Consider the following 16,742-nt stretch of genomic DNA (forward strand, 5'->3'; position numbering starts at 1 on the left):
CGCCTTTATCCATCAATGCAAATCACACTGCATGTTGTTGCTCAATAGTCTTTCTGGTATAAAGCAGCGCTCTTTTCTAGGGGCCCGGTTCCTTCGTTTGTAGGCGTAACCGGTAAGACCCTTAAAGAAACGCGGCGCCTAGCGCCAAATGACTGAGAGATTAAGCGGCCAACCCATGCCGGGTTGGGCATGTGGTTTTAGAGGGCTGAGGCATGTCGAGAGTCTGTCAAGTTACCGGTAAGGGTCCGGTGACTGGGAATAACATTTCCCACGCAAATAACAAAACCCGTCGTCGTTTCCTGCCGAACCTGCAGCATCACCGCTTCTGGGTTGAAGAAGAGAAACGTTTCGTGCGTCTGCGCGTATCCGCCAAGGGCATGCGTATCATCGACAAGCGTGGCATTACTGTCGTGCTGGCCGAAATCCGCCGCGCTGGCAAGATCTAAGGGAGCTAATCATGCGTGAATTGATCCGTTTGGTGTCGAGCGCTGGTACAGGCCATTTCTACACCACTGATAAGAACAAGCGCACCACTCCGGACAAAATCGAAATCAAAAAATTCGATCCGCGGGTTCGCAAGCACGTGATCTACAAAGAAGCCAAAATCAAGTAATTGATTTTTCTTCTTAACAAAGAAGGCCCGTATCTCACGATGCGGGCCTTTTTTGTGGCTCATGCCAAAGGGAACCTCAGCATGAGTGGTAGCAGGTAGCGTCAGCCCTTGAGGTTGAACACCTCATCCTGAAAACGGTAACCCCTGTCCCACCTCAAGCACTTTGAGGGTGAACGAACCCGCTTCTCCCGCCCCGCTTTCATTCAGCAAAGGGTAACCCTCATCGTCCACTACTTTAACCTGACGTCCGTAAGGGCTGGTCAACTGCACACGTTCAACAACTTGCCCCATGCTTAAAGCCTCAGTTCCGAGGTTATCAAGCTGGAACAACAACTTGTTTAAATAATCGCCACCGTTAATATAGTCGGGGTGAACGTCGTACACACCTAAAAAGCCGTTTTTACTAATATCAACATGATGCCCATTAAACCGATGGTTTCGGTCATCCGACTGTTCAAGATGGCGTGTAAAGGCGGCGATACGATACAAGTGCCGACCATCCTCAAATACATAACAACCAAACCAAAAACTTAACTGCACCAAGTAACGATCCCAGACCATTCCATTACTTAAGCGCTTTGTATAGTTATCTTTTCCCGCAAACAACCAACCGTCGTTATTTTTAAATACGGTCTGATTATTCATGGTGGCAGCAACTTTATGCAGTACCTGGTCTTTACCCTTCCAGTAAACATCTGCACAAAAGCAATTTTGTGCCTTCAGTGTGCTTTTCATACGCCACCCTTAACCGCACATATAACCTTGAATAATATTGTTTTTATTGACGATGACGCGCAATCGATCTGCGTTGTATTCCATCGTGTAGACCTGACCGGGCCTTTCGACCCGAACCACCGTCGCGCCGGAGCGCTGGCGTATGCTTTCTACAAATTCAGGGGTTGCCGCATGCAGGATCTTGGTCAGGGCGAAGTCCAAGCTGCATGTTCCTGGTTCCTGTTCTGAAGCCGATGCCTGAACGCTTCCTGCACCCAAAACGACCAGGCACGCAATGGCTGCTTTTTTCATATTGAATAACGTGCTCATTTCACTTCCTTGTCAAATTCAACAAAAACGTTTAACCCTGTTAAACGTTGACTCTCACCCCGTTACCCGCAGCGGTAGTAGCTCACTTTATTATCCGTACCCACGCCGATTCTCAGACGGTTCTCATTGAACTCAGTGGTATAGGCGACGCCCTTGCGCTCGACGCGAATATCTTTCGCTTCATAGACCTTACGCAATATTTCGAAGTTTTCAGGCGTGGCATCAAGGGGCACAACGGAATTGTAGGCAATATCAGTCCTGCACTTTCCACCTTCCGCAGCCATGGCCGGTGCAGACATAAATACTGCGGTAATAATGGCCGCTAAAGCCGTGTTTTTCGTTACCGTTAACGCGCTCATGTTAGTTCCTTATTGAGATAAGTGTTGGGGCGAATTCAGCCCACGTGCCGGTTTATGTAATCAACCGCTGCACACTTAAAAGTCTGGATGTATTTTCCAACAGGGCGGGCGTCGAGCTGTAACTGAATTCGTCCTGCCTCCCCATTCAACCGGACACAAAAAAGCCCTGCCATTATCTAATGGCAGGGCTTGGGGCAACGCTCTAACTCGTCACTCTCAGCGTTTTTGCTCAAACACGACGTAAATTTTCCGACACGCCTCAAGCACTTCCCACGTGCCCTGGAAACCCGCCGGGATGACAAAGCGGTCGCCTGCTCTCAAGGTTTTGGAATGACCTTCCCTGTCACGTAAAACTGAAACGCCCTGCACAATTTCACAGTATTCGTGCTCGGTGTAGTTAACCGTCCACTGACCTACCGCCCCTTCCCACACACCCGCGTTCATTTGCCCGCAGGGGCTGTCGTAATGGTTGTGGATAACTTGCTCCGGGTCACCTTTGAGCACCTTCTCCGGTGCCGGGCGAAAGCGTTCAGCCTCGGTTTTGGCGGTGTTGAAATCGACGATCGTTTCGATGCTCATGGTGCTTGTCCCCCCGAAATTGCGGTGTGTGTGGCCAGAAAGGCCAAAGTCTATGTTTATTAAAACGAACAAGCCACGCCGTTTACGACACGCGTGTCAAATATATTGAAAGTCTCACAGCCACTGGTTTAGGGTGGCGCATGTCTTGTGCCGATCACATGAGTGGATTGGACAGCATTCCTGAGGTGCCGCGTGAAAACCGTGGTGCATGTATATCAATAAGAGGAGGACACTCGAATGACCACCCTGACGCGTGCTGATTGGGAACAACGGGCCCAACAGCTGAAAATCGAAGGTCGCGCCTACATCAACGGTGAATACACCGCTGCGGTCTCCAATGAAACGTTCGAGTGTCTCAGCCCGGTCGATGGCCGTTTGCTGGGCAAGGTTGCCAGCTGCGATGCCGCAGATGCACAACGCGCCGTTGAAAACGCGCGCAAAACCTTCGACTCGGGCGTGTGGTCACGCATGGCACCGGCCAAGCGCAAAGCCACCATGATCCGTTTCGCGGGCCTGCTCAAGCAAAACGCTGAAGAACTGGCCCTGCTTGAAACCCTCGATATGGGCAAGCCGATCAGTGACTCCTTGGGCATCGACGTCCCCGGCGCCGCTAACGCGCTGAGCTGGAGCGGCGAAGCCATCGACAAGATTTACGACGAAGTGGCCGCGACTCCGCACAATCAACTGGGCCTGGTGACACGCGAACCAGTCGGTGTGGTTGCCGCCATTGTGCCGTGGAACTTCCCCCTGATGATGGCCTGCTGGAAGCTCGGTCCTGCGCTGTCCACCGGTAACTCCGTCATCCTGAAGCCGTCCGAAAAATCGCCACTGACAGCCATCCGCATCGCCGCACTGGCCGTCGAAGCGGGAATTCCGGCAGGCGTGTTCAACGTTTTGCCGGGTTACGGCCACACCGTCGGCAAGGCGCTGGCGTTGCACATGGACGTCGACACCCTGGTGTTTACGGGCTCCACCAAAATCGCCAAGCAACTGATGGTGTATGCCGGCGAATCCAACATGAAGCGCGTCTGGCTCGAAGCGGGCGGTAAAAGCCCGAACATCGTGTTTGCCGACGCACCTGACCTGCAAGCGGCCGCCGAATCGGCTGCCAGCGCCATTGCCTTCAACCAGGGCGAAGTCTGCACGGCAGGCTCGCGCCTGTTGGTCGAGCGCTCGATCAAAGACACATTCCTGCCGCTGGTGATCGAAGCCCTCAAAGGCTGGAAGCCGGGCAACCCGCTGGATCCGGCCACCACCGTCGGCGCACTGGTTGATACACAGCAAATGAACACCGTGCTGTCGTACATCAAATCGGGCCATACCGAAGGCGCCAAACTGGTTGCCGGGGGTAACCAGATCCTGCAAGAGACCGGCGGGACCTACGTCGAGCCGACCATCTTCGACGGTGTCAGCAACGCGATGAAAATCGCCCAGGAAGAAATCTTCGGCCCGGTGCTGTCGGTTATTACCTTCGACACAGCGCAAGAGGCGGTGCAGATCGCCAACGACACGCCTTACGGTCTGGCAGCAGCGGTGTGGACCGCCGATATTTCCAAGGCTCACCTGACCGCCAAGGCACTGCGCGCCGGCAGCGTCTGGGTTAACCAATACGATGGCGGCGACATGACCGCACCGTTTGGGGGGTTCAAACAGTCGGGCAACGGTCGCGATAAATCGCTGCACGCGTTCGACAAATACACCGAACTGAAATCCACCTGGATCAAGCTGTAACGCACCCGACCTTACCGTCGCACCACCCCTGTGGGAGCGAGCGAGTCTCGCGATGACCCTGCCCAACGGCAGACCCATCGCAGACCTGCCCGCTCCCACAGTTGCTTGAACACACAGAAACCACGTGATCCACAGGAGCACCCCCATGCGTTGGGCGACTTATTTTGCGGTGCTGGCTTCGGTCCTGAGCGTCGGGCTCGCGCTCGGCGTCAGCATGCCGCTGGTGTCGCTGCGCCTCGAAAGCTGGGGCTACGGCGGATTTGCCATCGGTGTGATGGCAGCCATGCCCGCCATTGGGGTACTGGTCGGCGCCAGCATTGCCAGCAAGCTCGCGGCACGCTTCGGCACGCCAGGGTTGATGCGTTTGTGCCTGTGGTGCGGCGCGCTGTCCATCGGGTTGTTGGCCTTGTTGCCCAGTTATCCCGTATGGCTGGTGTTGAGGCTGTTGATCGGGGTGGTGCTCACCGTGATCTTTATCCTCGGCGAGAGCTGGATCAACCAGTTGGTGACCGAGCAATGGCGAGGCCGCCTCGTGGCCTTGTACGGCTGCGCGTATGCCTTGAGCCAACTGTCCGGGCCTTTGCTTCTGGGGGTGGTGGGGTCTGAAAACGATTACGGCTTCTGGATCGGCGTCGCGTTGCTGACACTCTCGCCGTTGCTGCTGATGGGCCGCGATGGCGCCCCCGTGACGCAATCCTGCAGCGTGACCTTCAGCGATCTACTCGGTTTTTGTCGCGGCTTGCCGGCCATCGCGTGGGCTGTCGCGCTGTTTGCAGCCTTTGAGGCGATGATTCTGACGCTGTTGCCGGTGTACTGCCTGCGCCAAGGCTTCACCACCGACATCGCGCTGGCGATGGTCAGTACCGTGGTGGTCGGAGATGCCTTGCTGCAACTGCCCATTGGTGCGCTGGCCGACAAACTGTCGCGCCGCTCCTTGTTCACGGCATGCGCCGCCGCGCTGATGCTGTCCAGCCTCGCCGTGCCGCTCCTGATCGATACGCTGTTGATCTGGCCGGTGTGGGTGATGTTCGGTGCCAGTGCCGGGGGGTTGTTCACGTTGTCGCTGATCCTGATCGGCGAGCGTTACCGCGACGATGCGCTGGTGCGCGCCAATGCCCACGTGGCCCAGCTGTGGGGCATCGGCTGCCTGATCGGCCCGCTGGCGGCAGGGGCGGGCAGCCAATGGGTCAGTGGCCATGCGCTGCCTTTGTTCATGGCAGCCGGGGCGTTCGGGCTGGTGATTCTGGTGTTGCGTCAGGGCGCGTTTGGCGCCGAACAGTCGGCCGCCTAGAGCATCTTTTCCAGACCGAAACGCTTGCTGAACCAGGCATTGAACTGGCGCCACCCATTTCCCGGCTCACGCTTCAGGGTGTGCAATTGCCCGTTGTCTTCGGTCTGCCAGACGATGTTTCCGTCCTCCAGCACCGGCTGATAACTCAAGGCGGGCGACATCCCCTGCAACGCCAGCTTCCGGGCCTGTGCCGCCAATTCAGGGCTGTCGACCAACACACCCACTTCGGTATTCCACAGCCCGGAACGGGGGTCGAAGTTGAATGAGCCAATAAAGGATTTTTGCTGATCGAAAATCATCGCCTTGCTGTGCAGGCTCGAATCGGAACTCAGGCTGGTCTTGAACAGATGCGGGCCGCTGCCGCCTGTACTGCCCGGCTGGCGACGCAACTCGTACAGTTTGACCCCATGCTCCAGCAGCGCTTTGCGATACGGCGCATAGCCGCCATGCACCGCGGGGACGTCAGTGGCTTCCAGCGAGTTGGTCAATAAACGTACATCGACCCCGGCGTCGGAGCGGCCGGTCAGGTACACCAGGCCGGTTTCTCCCGGCACAAAATAGGCCGAGATCAGGATCAGTTCCTGATTTACGCCTGCCAGATCCGGCGCCAACTGTGTTGTCAGCAACAAATGCGGGTCGGGCTCACCCTTGGACAACACCTTGCTCGGCGCATCCCACAAGGCCTGGTTCCAGGCCCAGATCAACTCTTTGCGCCAGACCGCCAGCTGCGGGTGGGTTTCATACGACGCCAACTGCTCATAAAGCGCCGGGTTGCGCCGTTGCGCCTGGCTGAGTGACGCCTCCAGCTCTTTTCGGGCCTTGGACAGCTCGCGCCGGGACAGGCGCGACGAGACAAAATCCCCGATGGGCTGGCTTAACGCGCTGTTCCAGTACTGGTCAAAACTGTGCCCGAGCTGTTCAGCGACCGGCCCGACGCTCAATAAATCAATGTCGGTGAAGTTCAGGTCGGGCTGGGCGTCGAAGTACTCATCGCCCAGATTGCGCCCGCCCACAATGGCCACGCTGTTATCGGCCAACCACAGCTTGTTGTGCATGCGCCGATGCTGACGCGACAGGTTGAACAGCCGCCCCATGGCTCGCGTCACACCGGTGCTGCGCCCAAGCTGCAAGGGGTTGAACAGCCGGATTTGCACATTGGGGTGCGCCGCGAGCGTCGCCAGCAGTTCGTCGAGCCCGTCGCTGGCCGTGTCATCTAGCAGAATCCGCACCCGCACGCCGCGATCGGCCGCCTTCAACAACTCATCGACCAGCATCCGCGTACTCAAACCGTCATGCACGATGTAGTACTGCAAGTCGAGGCTGGTGTGCGCGTTGCGAATCAACTCGGCCCGCGCGCGAAAGGCTTCGCCACTGTTGGGAAGCAGGCGAAACCCCGAACGCCCCTGATAGGGCGCTGCCTGTTGTTCAATGGAACGCCCGAAGGAGGATTTCGCCGCCGGGATGGCCTGACTCGGCCCGCGGGGCACGTCCAACGTGGCGCAGCCTCCCAGCAAGACGCTCAGCAAAACTGCGCACAGTGATTTCAACGGCAAGACCTCAATCCAATCATCGCAAGGTTAAAAGGGGTTTTCTGACAACAACTGGCTGACTGCCATGCCGACCTTGCGTACAGCGTCTTCGATCTGGGACGTAGGCTTGGCTGCGTAGTTCATTCGTAAACAGTTCCGGTACTTGCCCGAAGCCGAAAAGATGCTGCCCACCGCGATCTGAACGCCTTGCTCCAACAACACGCGATTAAGCCGCAAGGTGTCGAATGCCTCTGGCAGTTCGAGCCACAACATAAAGCTGCCTTGCGGCCGACTGGCACGAGTGCCCGGCGGAAAATAACGGCTCACCCAACCCAGCATCAGGTCGCGATTACGCTGGTATTGCGCGCGCATCTTGCGTAAATGTGGCTCGAAATGTCCATTTTTCAAGAAATCGGCAATCGCCAGTTGCGGCTGCGGCGCAGTGGACCCGGTGCTGATGTATTTCATGTGCAGCACCCGTTCCAGATAGCGGCCGGGCGCGACCCAACCAATGCGCAAGCCCGGTGCCAACGTCTTTGAAAAAGAGCTGCAAAGCAGGACGCGTCCTTCGTCATCGAAGGATTTAATCGTGCGCGGGCGAGGGTAGGTGTAGGCCAGTTCGCCGTAAACATCGTCCTCAATGATCGCCACATCGAAGCGCTGTGCCAATGCCACCAAAGCCCGCTTGCGGGGCTCGGGCATGATGTACCCCAAGGGGTTATTGCAACTGGGCGTGACTTGAATGGCCTTGATGGGCCACTGTTCCAGCGCCAGCTCAAGCGCCTCCAGGCTGATACCGGTCAACGGGTCGGTGGGGATCTCCAGCGCTTTCATGCCCAACCCCTTGAGGGTCTGCATGGCGCCATGAAAGCTCGGCGAATCCACGGCCACGATATCCCCCGGCTCGCACACCGCGCGAATACTGCACGACAGCGCCTCGTGACAGCCCGTGGTGATCACCAGTTCGTCAGGCCCTAACTGGCAGCCAGAGTCGAGCAGCAAACGCGCCAATTGCTCACGCAAGCTCAGCACGCCATACACCGTGTCGTAATACAGGCCGGGCAAGTCCTGATGGCGACTCAGTTGCGCCAGGCTACGCAGCAACGGCTTGATGGTCGGCGTGGTGACGTCAGGCATGCCGCGGCCCAACTGAATCACGTCCTTGCGCGGCACCGAGCGGACCAGCTCCAGGACTTGCTCCCACTGGGAAATTTCCACTGGCCTTTGGGCTGGCTTGCCCATCCCCGGCAACGCAGGCAGCTCACGCTCCATCGGCACGAAATACCCGGATTTGGGCCGCGGCGAGGCCAGTCCGTTGTCTTCCAGCAACCTGTATGCCTGCTGCACGGTACTCAAGCTGACCCCATGCTCGGCGCTCAGTGCGCGCACTGAGGGCAGGCGGTCGCCCGGTCGATAAAAGCCCTGCTCGATCCGCGTACCGATCAGGTCAGCGAGGTTGACGTAAAGGGTCATGACAGCACTCCCGGCAAGGGTTCGAACGTTAAAAACCAGTACAGATGCTGCCCATTTAAGAAATTCAGCGGCACAAAGCCGCATCTGTATGCACGCAAAAACAGTTCGGTGAATCTGTCATGGTTTCGCGATCAGGGCCATCCTTTTGACTCGTAGCCACCGAGGCAAAAGGAACCTGAAGATGAATGGTTTGAGCGATGTACGTCTGACACTGCACGGCCCGCAACTGCTAGAGGAGCGGGAGGTTTATCAACGGCCCAGCTCCCCTGCCGGTCTCAGTCGCTGGGGCCTGTTCTGGCACCGCTCACGCACCCGTCGCGTATTGCTGTCGATGGACGATCAGCAATTGCGCGACATAGGGCTGAGCCGCACCATGGCGCAACACGAAGGTTGCAAGCCGTTCTGGCGCTCGTAACGCCGGGGCTTAACGCAGCTCTTTGAGACGGTGCCACAACATCCCGAGTGCGAGCAGTGGAGAACGCAAGTATTTGCCACCCGGGAAGGTAATGTGCGGCACCTTGGCGAACAGGTCGAAGCCATCGCTGTGTTGTCCGCTGATGGCTTCGGCCAGCAGCTTGCCCGCCAAATGCGTGGCGTTCACGCCATGCCCGGAATACGCCTGAGCAAAGTACACGTTCGGCTGATCTGGCAAGCGGCCGATCTGCGGCAAACGGTTCGCGCCAATCCCAATCATGCCGCCCCACTGGTAATCGATGCGGACGTCTTTCAGATGCGGGAACACCTCCAGCATTTTCGGGCGCATGTAGGCCGCGATGTCCTGTGGGTCGCGTCCTGAATAGTGGCAGGCACCGCCGAACAGCAGGCGTCGGTCGGCGGACAGACGGTAGTAGTCCAGGGCCACGCGCTGATCGCAGACCGCCATGTTCTGCGGCAACAACGCGTGGGCCTGCGCTTCGCTCAGCGGCTCGGTGGCAATGATGTAACTGCCTGCGGGCAGCACCTTGCCGCTCAATTGCGGGTTGAGGTCTTTCAGGTAAGCGTTGCAGCCCAACACCAGGCTCTTGGCACGCACGGTCCCCCGGGCTGTGTGGACCCGCACTTCGGGGCCGTAATCAATGCGCGTCACCGCTGAATGCTCAAACAGTTGTACACCTGATTGCACGGCGGCGGCCGCTTCACCCAAAGCCAGATTGAGCGGGTGCAGGTGGCCAGACCCCATGTCAATCAACCCGCCCACATAACGGTCAGACCCGACCACGCTACGCACTTCATGGGCTTGGAGCAGACGGGTTTCATGGCGATAACCCAGCGCGCGCAACGCTTCAGCCTCTTCGGCAAAACCTTCAAGGTCGCGCGGCTTATTGGCGAGGTCGCAGTACCCCCAGGTCAGGTCGCAAGCGATATTGAACCGCTCCACCCGCTGGCGAACGATTTCCACCGCCTCAAGGCCCATTAGCTTCATCTGGCGCACGCCGTCTTTGCCGATGATGCCTTCAAACTGCTCAAGGCCATGGCCTACGCCGCGAATCAGCTGCCCGCCGTTGCGACCACTGGCGCCCCAGCCGATCTTGTGTGCTTCGAGCACGATCACGCTCATGCCGCGCTCGGCCAGCTCCAGCGCCGTGTTCAGCCCCGAAAAACCCCCGCCCACCACGCACACATCCGCCACATACTCACCTTGCAGCACCGGATGGTCGGGCTGCGGCAAGCTGCTGGCGGCGTAATAAGAAGCGGTGTGCTGGCTGCGCTGAACAGGGGCGTTCATGTGCGGGATCCTGATTATTTGTGTTTGGAAAATTTGACGGAGCATAAGCCGTGCCCTTCCCGTGGGGCAAGAACAGCTGGACGGCGCTGTCTAGGGCAGGGGTTTTCAGGCAGACTCTGTGGCCTTTTCAACATCGGTACGCGCTGAATGAGCTGTAACAGTCACAAAATCCGCTTTCTCAGGCAGCAAATCCCGTCGTTCGAATGCGTACCGGGTTGCCACGACTGCTGCGGGCCCGTGACCACCTCGTCCGAAGAAATGGCGCGTCTGCCGCGCAAAACAGCGGCCGAACAGGCGGCGGCCATGGACGAGCTCAATTGCGTACACCTGGGGCCGAACGGTTGCACGGTGTATGAAGAGCGCCCGTTGATCTGCCGCCTGTTCGGCACCACCCCGACATTGCCGTGCCCCAATGGCCGACGCCCTGTGGAGATGATTCATCCGAGCGCCGAAAAGCTGGTGCACGAATACATCGCCACCACCCGGCAAGTGCTGGTCTGAACGCTCGCGGCAGCACCCTCAGGTTCAATCTGGGATCGGCAGGTTCAGGCTTTCTTTGACTTCTTCCATCACGATGTAACTTTTGGATTCGCGTACGTGGGGCAGTTTCAACAGAATGTCCCCCAGCAACTTGCGATAAGACGCCATCTCGCTGATGCGCGCTTTCACCAGATAGTCAAAATCCCCTGACACCAGATGGCACTCAAGCACATGGGGAAGTTTCAGCACGGCACGTCGGAACTCATCAAAGGTGTCGCCTGACTTGTAGTCGAGGCTGATCTCAACGAACACGAGCAAACTGCCCTGCAAATGCTGCGGGTTGAGCCGGGCGTTGTAACCCATGATGATCCCTTCGCGCTCCAGCCTGCGCACCCGCTCGGTACACGGCGTGGTCGACAGCCCGACCTTCTCCCCCAGTTCAGTAAACGAGATGCGGCCGTCGGCCTGCAAAATGCGCAAAATATTGCGATCGATCTTGTCCAGTTCACGCTTTGTTTGGTGATTTGTGCGCATAGGAGAATCTCCTTTGTCAAAAGCGTTTAAGCCGAGAATTGTCGCCAAATATAGCCATTTATACAGTGAATTCCACTAGCCAATGGTTCATATACTGCGCCCATCTTCGCTTTGAACAATAAACGTCTGCGGCTGGCCGCGATGAGGGATATAAATATGCGAGTTATGGTATTGGGTGGCGGCGTCATTGGTACTGCCAGCGCCTATTATCTGGCCCGAGCCGGCTTTGAAGTGGTCGTGATCGACCGTCAGCCCGCCGTTGCAATGGAAACCAGCTTTGCCAACGCAGGCCAGGTTTCACCCGGTTATGCCTCACCGTGGGCTGCACCGGGCGTGCCGCTCAAAGCCATGAAATGGCTGCTCGAACGCCACGCGCCTTTGGCCATCAAAGCCACCGCCAATATCGATCAATACCTGTGGATGGCGCAGATGCTGCGCAACTGCACCGCCAGCCGTTATGCCGTGAACAAAGAGCGCATGGTGCGTCTGTCCGAGTACAGCCGCGACTGCCTGGATGAACTGCGCGCCGAAACCGGCATTGCCTACGAGGCTCGCAACCTGGGTACGACTCAACTGTTCCGCACCCAGGCGCAGCTCGATGGCGCCGCCAAAGACATCGCCGTCCTCAAAGAATCAGGCGTTCCTTACGAACTGCTCGACCGCGACGGCATTGCCCGCGTCGAACCTGCACTGGCCAGCGTCACCGACATTCTGGCCGGGGCTTTGCGCTTGCCGAATGACCAGACGGGCGACTGTCAGATGTTCACCACCCGCCTGGCAGAAATGGCGAAGAACCTGGGCGTGGAATTCCGCTTCGGCCAGGACATTCAGCGTCTGGACTACGCGGGCGACCGCATCAACGGTGTGATGATCGACGGCAAGCTCGAAACGGCCGACCGTTACGTGCTGGCGCTGGGCAGCTACTCGCCGCAACTGCTCAAGCCGCTGGGCATCAAGGCCCCGGTTTACCCGCTCAAGGGTTACTCGTTGACCATTCCGATCACCCACCCGGACATGGCCCCGACCTCGACGATTCTCGACGAGACCTACAAGGTCGCGATCACCCGTTTCGACAACCGCATTCGCGTCGGCGGCATGGCCGAGATTGCCGGTTTTGACCTCTCGCTTAATCCGCGTCGGCGCGAAACCCTGGAGATGATCGTCAACGACCTTTATCCTCGCGGCGGTGACTTGAGCCAGGCCAGTTTCTGGACCGGCTTGCGTCCCACCACGCCAGACGGCACGCCGATTGTCGGTGCGACCCCGTTCAAGAACCTGTTCCTGAACACCGGCCACGGCACACTCGGCTGGACCATGGCGTGCGGCTCCGGTCGTTACCTGGCTGATGTGATGGCCAAGAAAACGCCACAAATCAGCACCGAAGGCCTCGATATTTCGCGTTACGGCAACCACCAGGAGACTGCTAAACATGGCAATCCAGCGCCAGCTCACCAATGACCGCATGAGCCAGATCGTCGTCCACAACGGGACGGTGTACCTGTCCGGTCAAGTCGGCGATGACATGAATGCGGGTGTCGAGCAGCAGACCCGTGAAACGCTGGTTAACATCGAGCGCCTGCTGGATTTGGCTGGCACCGACAAGCATCACATCCTGTCGGTGACCATCTACCTCAAGGACATCGATGCTGATTTTGCCGGCATGAACCGTGTGTGGGACCAATGGCTGCCCAACGGTGTGCAACCGGCCCGTGCCACCGTTGAAGCCAAGCTGTGCGAACCCGAAATTCTGGTTGAGCTGTCAGTGATTGCAGCTCTGCCTTAACTGTTCTGCTCCGTGTAACAGTCCCTCTTGCGGCGCAGCTCGCAGTTAACGCTGCGGGTAGCGCCGTTTTTTTATTCATTAGCCGTTAGAAGCCCGCCATGCGCCCAGCCCGTGCCCTGATCGACCTTCAAGCCCTGCGTCATAACTACCAATTGGCCCGCGAAGTGACGGGGGCCAAAGCCCTCGCCGTGATCAAGGCCGATGCCTACGGCCATGGCGCCGTACGCTGCGCCCAGGCGCTGGAGGGCGAAGCGGATGGCTTCGCTGTCGCCTGCATTGAAGAAGCCCTGGAACTGCGCGAGGCGGGCATCCGTGCCCCGATCCTGCTGCTGGAGGGTTTTTTCACCGCCCAGGATGAACTGCCGCTGATCGTCGAGCACGACCTGTGGTGCGTGGTGCACTCGCTGTGGCAACTCGATGACATCCTCGCCAGCACGCTCGCCAGACCGATTCACGTCTGGCTCAAGCTTGACACCGGCATGCATCGCGTCGGGCTGCATCCGGCGGACTTTCAGGCGGCTTACCAACGCCTGCTCGCCAGCCCCAACGTTGCGAAGGTGGTGTTGATGAGCCACTTCTCCCGGGCAGACGAACTGGGATGCGGCCGCAGCGAAGAACAGGTGGCGGTGTTCGAAGCGGCCCGCGCTCAATTGAACGCTGAAGTGAGCCTGCGCAATTCGCCCGCGGTGCTTGGCTGGCCGAGTGTGCCCAGCGACTGGGTACGCCCTGGCCTGATGCTGTATGGAAGCACCCCGTTCGAAGAAGCCCATGCGCTGGCTGAACGTTTGCAGCCGGTGATGACACTGGAGTCCAAGGTCATTTGCGTGCGTGAATTGCCTGCCGGCGAACCGGTGGGCTATGGCGCCCGCTTCATCACCGACCGCCCCATGCGCATTGGCGTTGTGGCCATGGGCTACGCCGACGGTTATCCCCGCCACGCCCCCACGGGCACGCCGGTTTGGGTGGGCGGGCAACGCAGCCAATTGCTGGGGCGCGTGTCGATGGACATGCTGTGCATCGACCTGACGGATGTGCCAGAGGCGGGTCTGGGGTCTACCGTTGAACTGTGGGGTAAACACATCCTTGCCAGTGAAGTGGCGGCACATGCTGAAACCATTCCTTACCAGATTTTTTGCAACCTCAAACGTGTGCCACGCCTCTATTCCGGGAGCTGATGGCAGACCGTCCAAATAAGGAGCCAAACGGTTGCGCAGGTTTGAAGTCGAAGTGTTGTAAATACTGAACGCTATCGCCATGATGGCGCCCATTCGACCTAAATCTGAACCCCAGGAGGCTCCCGCATTGGACGTCGGTGAACGACTGCAATCCATCCGCAAACTGAAAGGGCTATCTCAGCGTGAACTCGCCAAACGGGCGGGGGTCACCAATAGCACCATTTCAATGATCGAAAAGAACAGTGTCAGCCCTTCGATCAGTTCGTTGAGAAAAGTGCTGAGCGGCATCCCGATGTCGATGGTCGAGTTCTTTTCCGAAGAAATCCTTCAAGAAACACCGACTCAGATTGTCTATAAAGCCAATGAGCTGATCGACATTTCCGACGGTGCCGTGACCATGAAACTGGTCGGCCGCGCGCACCCTAGCCGGGCCATTGCCTTCCTGAACGAAATTTACCCACCGGGCGCCGACACCGGCGACGAAATGCTGACCCACGACGGTGAAGAAACCGGCATTTTGCTCGAAGGTCGTCTTGAATTGACCGTAGGTCTTGAGACGTTCGTGCTGGAGGCGGGTGACAGCTACTATTTCGAGAGCTCGAAGCCGCATCGTTTTCGCAATCCGTTCGACGTCGCAGCGCGACTAATCAGCGCAGCGACCCCGGCGAACTTCTAAGAAAAGAGGCGCCCTGCAGGCCCTGCAGAGGCGGCCCACGTTGCATTTCGCCACTTATAAGACCCCTTCTACTTTAGGGTTGTTTCAGAGTGGCGGGCTAACCGTTATACTTTCGCCCGCCCGCGAAACCGTGGTTGTGGGCGTGACTAGCCACCATTGAGGGTGAACGCGTGAACCTAATTATGAAAATGCTGGCCGTACCAGCAGCAGTAGTGGCCCTTTGGGCAGTCAACGCTCAAGCAACGACGAACGATGACATCGCAAAACGTCTTGAGCCTGTGGGTAAAGTTTGTATTGAAGGCCAGGAATGCAAAGGGATGGAAGTTGCAGCCTCGGTCGGCGGCGGCGGCGGTATGTCGGCAGACGACATCATCGCCAAGCATTGCAACGCGTGCCATGGCACAGGCCTGTTGGGCGCACCGAAAATCGGTGACACCGCCGCCTGGAAAGAACGCGCAGATCACCAGGGCGGCCTTGACGGCATCCTGGCCAAGGCCATCACCGGGATCAACGCCATGCCGCCCAAAGGCACGTGCACAAGTTGCTCCGATGAAGACCTCAAAGGCGCCATCGAGAAGATGTCCGGTTTGAAATAAACCGATCTCCTGCAAAAAAGCCGCTGATGGGCGGCTTTTTTGTGCCTGCCGTTTCACCCCTGCCCACGGCCCTTACGCCGCAAGGCCGAAAGACCAAGTTACAAACCGTTCAGAAAACTCAGAATTCTCCTACGTGTCCCGTACCGGCATGTCGCTAGCATCGCGACACACCCATCCAGCGACTCATGCCTGTGTACGAAACGTGTGTGGCCTCATCTCATTCCCCTTGCCCCTGTCGCGCCTGCACCCGGCAGCGCAAGGCCGTCCCGGCGTTCAACGCACCTGCAAGCCCGCCAGGGATGGCACGCGGCAGCGTGTTCGCCAAGTCGTGTGCGCTGCCAGACGGGCTGATGGACTTCAGCAATTACAACGAGTTCGTCCCCGTGGAGGCGCTGACCCAGTACGGCGAATTTGCCGTGCTGGGCACCGACATCCGCATTGCCGGTGACCATACGGATTTGCTCTGGATTGGCGGCTCTCTCAGCGCCAGGCTGTTCGCCGCCCGCCTGCAGGGCAGCCTGGCCGTGAAGGCCCCACCGCGAAGCCGGGTCGTCGTCACCGTGCTGATGCCCAGCACCAATTCGGGGGACAGCGCGTTCTACCGTCACGAGCAATATGGCCAACTCACGGAAGGCAACACGCGTGTGAGGTTGACCGTCAAACATCTGCACGACGGCGCCATCAGCGCCTACGGTTTTTATACCGGCACCAAAAGAGAATGGCAGCGAGTCCCCGTCATCGCGGCACACGCGCACGCTGAACAACGGGTCGCCCGCGTGGGCAACGGCCTTGAAATAAGCTGGAAACCCGCACCCGACCCGTCGGCCATCGCCCCCCTTGCGCCCCTCGAAGGGGCATCCCTCAAACCGGCCGCCTGGGTGTTCCCGCCCTCCGATCAGGCCGACACGATGCTGGTCAACCCCGTCTACCCGCCTGACTATCAAGACGCCATTGTGTGGTTTCCCGGCCTTGCCCACCGTGCGCCTGTGTATGTTTCGATCAACGTGCGCTTGCCGGAAACCGGCGAAATCCACAACGTGGGTTAAACACGCTGTTCCTGTTCCGGGCAGGCCGGTCGGGGTTAGTCTTGGTCAGTGCAACCAACACCCGTCACTCTCAGTCACATCTCTACACATGGTGGTTTTGGAGGATC

Annotated in this window: 20 protein-coding genes; 12 read left to right on the plus strand and 8 right to left on the minus strand. The window is 58.5% G+C overall.

Annotated features, from left to right (window positions below; translation table 11 throughout):
• Nucleotides 1–212 precede the first annotated feature (212 nt).
• Nucleotides 213–446, plus strand: a complete 234-nt coding sequence (gene rpmB / locus TU74_RS03745; protein WP_019410280.1) for a 50S ribosomal protein L28 — start codon at nucleotides 213–215, stop codon at nucleotides 444–446.
• Nucleotides 447–457: 11 nt separating this feature from the next.
• Nucleotides 458–613, plus strand: a complete 156-nt coding sequence (rpmG, locus tag TU74_RS03750; RefSeq protein ID WP_003437824.1) for a 50S ribosomal protein L33 — start codon at nucleotides 458–460, stop codon at nucleotides 611–613.
• Between the two features lie 123 nt (nucleotides 614–736).
• Here the strand turns inward: rpmG and TU74_RS03755 are convergent, their stop codons facing one another.
• The 4 genes from TU74_RS03755 to TU74_RS03770 all read right to left on the minus strand — a co-directional run bounded on the left by TU74_RS03755 (nucleotide 737) and on the right by TU74_RS03770 (nucleotide 2,595).
• Nucleotides 737–1,348, minus strand: a complete 612-nt coding sequence (locus TU74_RS03755; protein WP_048375166.1) for a hypothetical protein — start codon at nucleotides 1,346–1,348, stop codon at nucleotides 737–739.
• A gap of 9 nt (nucleotides 1,349–1,357) precedes the next feature.
• Nucleotides 1,358–1,657, minus strand: coding sequence for an I78 family peptidase inhibitor (locus tag TU74_RS03760; protein WP_048375168.1), 300 nt, complete (start codon nucleotides 1,655–1,657; stop codon nucleotides 1,358–1,360).
• A gap of 62 nt (nucleotides 1,658–1,719) precedes the next feature.
• Nucleotides 1,720–2,016 carry a hypothetical protein gene (locus TU74_RS03765; RefSeq protein WP_047279576.1) on the minus strand — a complete coding sequence of 99 codons (297 nt, stop codon included), beginning with the start codon at nucleotides 2,014–2,016 and terminating at the stop codon, nucleotides 1,720–1,722.
• A 216-nt stretch (nucleotides 2,017–2,232) separates the two neighbouring features.
• Nucleotides 2,233–2,595, minus strand: coding sequence for a cupin domain-containing protein (locus tag TU74_RS03770; RefSeq protein ID WP_048375169.1), 363 nt, complete (start codon nucleotides 2,593–2,595; stop codon nucleotides 2,233–2,235).
• Between the two features lie 237 nt (nucleotides 2,596–2,832).
• Between TU74_RS03770 and TU74_RS03775 the strand changes: the two genes are divergently transcribed.
• Entirely contained in the window at nucleotides 2,833–4,326 is a 1,494-nt protein-coding gene (locus TU74_RS03775; protein WP_047279577.1) for an aldehyde dehydrogenase, read from the plus strand.
• A 145-nt stretch (nucleotides 4,327–4,471) separates the two neighbouring features.
• Nucleotides 4,472–5,617 carry an MFS transporter gene (locus tag TU74_RS03780; RefSeq protein WP_047296506.1) on the plus strand — a complete coding sequence of 382 codons (1,146 nt, stop codon included), beginning with the start codon at nucleotides 4,472–4,474 and terminating at the stop codon, nucleotides 5,615–5,617.
• Here the strand turns inward: TU74_RS03780 and TU74_RS03785 are convergent.
• Together TU74_RS03785 and TU74_RS03790 are read right to left on the minus strand one after the other, a co-directional pair.
• The gene (locus TU74_RS03785; protein ID WP_048375172.1) at nucleotides 5,614–7,170 is read right to left on the minus strand and encodes a phospholipase D family protein; all 1,557 of its coding nucleotides are present in this window, start codon (nucleotides 7,168–7,170) and stop codon (nucleotides 5,614–5,616) included. The two genes, TU74_RS03780 and TU74_RS03785, sit on opposite strands and share 4 nt — an antisense overlap.
• A gap of 24 nt (nucleotides 7,171–7,194) precedes the next feature.
• Nucleotides 7,195–8,619 carry an aminotransferase-like domain-containing protein gene (locus tag TU74_RS03790; protein ID WP_047279579.1) on the minus strand — a complete coding sequence of 475 codons (1,425 nt, stop codon included), beginning with the start codon at nucleotides 8,617–8,619 and terminating at the stop codon, nucleotides 7,195–7,197.
• 181 nt (nucleotides 8,620–8,800) lie between these two features.
• Here TU74_RS03790 and TU74_RS03795 point away from each other — a divergent pair, with 181 nt between their 5' ends.
• Nucleotides 8,801–9,034, plus strand: a complete 234-nt coding sequence (locus TU74_RS03795) for a DUF1127 domain-containing protein (protein WP_047278787.1) — start codon at nucleotides 8,801–8,803, stop codon at nucleotides 9,032–9,034.
• Between the two features lie 9 nt (nucleotides 9,035–9,043).
• Here TU74_RS03795 and TU74_RS03800 read toward each other — a convergent pair whose 3' ends face one another.
• On the minus strand, nucleotides 9,044–10,345 hold the full coding sequence (locus tag TU74_RS03800) for an NAD(P)/FAD-dependent oxidoreductase (protein WP_047278790.1): 1,302 nt from the start codon (nucleotides 10,343–10,345) through the stop codon (nucleotides 9,044–9,046).
• A gap of 147 nt (nucleotides 10,346–10,492) precedes the next feature.
• On the opposite strand from TU74_RS03800, the gene TU74_RS03805 reads away from it, so the two are divergent.
• Nucleotides 10,493–10,846 (plus strand): YkgJ family cysteine cluster protein, encoded by a 354-nt coding sequence (locus TU74_RS03805; RefSeq protein ID WP_047278792.1) that lies wholly within the window; start codon nucleotides 10,493–10,495, stop codon nucleotides 10,844–10,846.
• Nucleotides 10,847–10,870: 24 nt separating this feature from the next.
• On the opposite strand, the gene TU74_RS03810 is transcribed toward TU74_RS03805, so the two are convergent.
• Nucleotides 10,871–11,359, minus strand: coding sequence for an Lrp/AsnC ligand binding domain-containing protein (locus TU74_RS03810; protein WP_047278794.1), 489 nt, complete (start codon nucleotides 11,357–11,359; stop codon nucleotides 10,871–10,873).
• Nucleotides 11,360–11,515: 156 nt separating this feature from the next.
• Between TU74_RS03810 and dadA the strand changes: the two genes are divergently transcribed.
• The 6 genes from dadA to TU74_RS03840 all read left to right on the plus strand — a co-directional run bounded on the left by dadA (nucleotide 11,516) and on the right by TU74_RS03840 (nucleotide 16,635).
• On the plus strand, nucleotides 11,516–12,817 hold the full coding sequence (gene dadA, locus TU74_RS03815) for a D-amino acid dehydrogenase (protein ID WP_047296499.1): 1,302 nt from the start codon (nucleotides 11,516–11,518) through the stop codon (nucleotides 12,815–12,817).
• A complete protein-coding gene (locus TU74_RS03820) occupies nucleotides 12,789–13,142 on the plus strand; it encodes a RidA family protein (protein WP_047296497.1) in 354 nt (117 codons plus the stop codon). The genes dadA and TU74_RS03820 overlap by 29 nt, the downstream gene beginning before the upstream one ends.
• Before the next feature lie 98 nt (nucleotides 13,143–13,240).
• A complete protein-coding gene (gene alr / locus TU74_RS03825) occupies nucleotides 13,241–14,317 on the plus strand; it encodes an alanine racemase (RefSeq protein ID WP_047279581.1) in 1,077 nt (358 codons plus the stop codon).
• A gap of 127 nt (nucleotides 14,318–14,444) precedes the next feature.
• A complete protein-coding gene (locus TU74_RS03830; protein ID WP_047278802.1) occupies nucleotides 14,445–14,993 on the plus strand; it encodes a cupin domain-containing protein in 549 nt (182 codons plus the stop codon).
• 182 nt (nucleotides 14,994–15,175) lie between these two features.
• A complete protein-coding gene (locus TU74_RS03835) occupies nucleotides 15,176–15,589 on the plus strand; it encodes a c-type cytochrome (RefSeq protein WP_048375174.1) in 414 nt (137 codons plus the stop codon).
• A gap of 299 nt (nucleotides 15,590–15,888) precedes the next feature.
• The gene (locus TU74_RS03840; protein WP_053069956.1) at nucleotides 15,889–16,635 is read left to right on the plus strand and encodes an S-type pyocin domain-containing protein; all 747 of its coding nucleotides are present in this window, start codon (nucleotides 15,889–15,891) and stop codon (nucleotides 16,633–16,635) included.
• Nucleotides 16,636–16,742: the final 107 nt, after the last annotated feature.

The organism is Pseudomonas lundensis (genome assembly GCF_001042985.1).
GTDB lineage: Bacteria > Pseudomonadota > Gammaproteobacteria > Pseudomonadales > Pseudomonadaceae > Aquipseudomonas > Aquipseudomonas lundensis.

Coding starts and splice junctions, on each gene's coding strand:
- rpmB (WP_019410280.1), top strand. CDS start 213: ATGTCGAGAGTCTGTCAAGTTACCGGTAAGGGTCCGGTGACTGGGAAT.
- rpmG (WP_003437824.1), top strand. CDS start 458: ATGCGTGAATTGATCCGTTTGGTGTCGAGCGCTGGTACAGGCCATTTC.
- TU74_RS03755 (WP_048375166.1), bottom strand. CDS start 1,348: ATGAAAAGCACACTGAAGGCACAAAATTGCTTTTGTGCAGATGTTTAC.
- TU74_RS03760 (WP_048375168.1), bottom strand. CDS start 1,657: ATGAGCACGTTATTCAATATGAAAAAAGCAGCCATTGCGTGCCTGGTC.
- TU74_RS03765 (WP_047279576.1), bottom strand. CDS start 2,016: ATGAGCGCGTTAACGGTAACGAAAAACACGGCTTTAGCGGCCATTATT.
- TU74_RS03770 (WP_048375169.1), bottom strand. CDS start 2,595: ATGAGCATCGAAACGATCGTCGATTTCAACACCGCCAAAACCGAGGCT.
- TU74_RS03775 (WP_047279577.1), top strand. CDS start 2,833: ATGACCACCCTGACGCGTGCTGATTGGGAACAACGGGCCCAACAGCTG.
- TU74_RS03780 (WP_047296506.1), top strand. CDS start 4,472: ATGCGTTGGGCGACTTATTTTGCGGTGCTGGCTTCGGTCCTGAGCGTC.
- TU74_RS03790 (WP_047279579.1), bottom strand. CDS start 8,619: ATGACCCTTTACGTCAACCTCGCTGACCTGATCGGTACGCGGATCGAG.
- TU74_RS03795 (WP_047278787.1), top strand. CDS start 8,801: ATGAATGGTTTGAGCGATGTACGTCTGACACTGCACGGCCCGCAACTG.
- TU74_RS03800 (WP_047278790.1), bottom strand. CDS start 10,345: ATGAACGCCCCTGTTCAGCGCAGCCAGCACACCGCTTCTTATTACGCC.
- TU74_RS03805 (WP_047278792.1), top strand. CDS start 10,493: ATGAGCTGTAACAGTCACAAAATCCGCTTTCTCAGGCAGCAAATCCCG.
- TU74_RS03810 (WP_047278794.1), bottom strand. CDS start 11,359: ATGCGCACAAATCACCAAACAAAGCGTGAACTGGACAAGATCGATCGC.
- dadA (WP_047296499.1), top strand. CDS start 11,516: ATGCGAGTTATGGTATTGGGTGGCGGCGTCATTGGTACTGCCAGCGCC.
- TU74_RS03820 (WP_047296497.1), top strand. CDS start 12,789: ATGGCAATCCAGCGCCAGCTCACCAATGACCGCATGAGCCAGATCGTC.
- alr (WP_047279581.1), top strand. CDS start 13,241: ATGCGCCCAGCCCGTGCCCTGATCGACCTTCAAGCCCTGCGTCATAAC.
- TU74_RS03835 (WP_048375174.1), top strand. CDS start 15,176: ATGAAAATGCTGGCCGTACCAGCAGCAGTAGTGGCCCTTTGGGCAGTC.
- TU74_RS03840 (WP_053069956.1), top strand. CDS start 15,889: ATGGCACGCGGCAGCGTGTTCGCCAAGTCGTGTGCGCTGCCAGACGGG.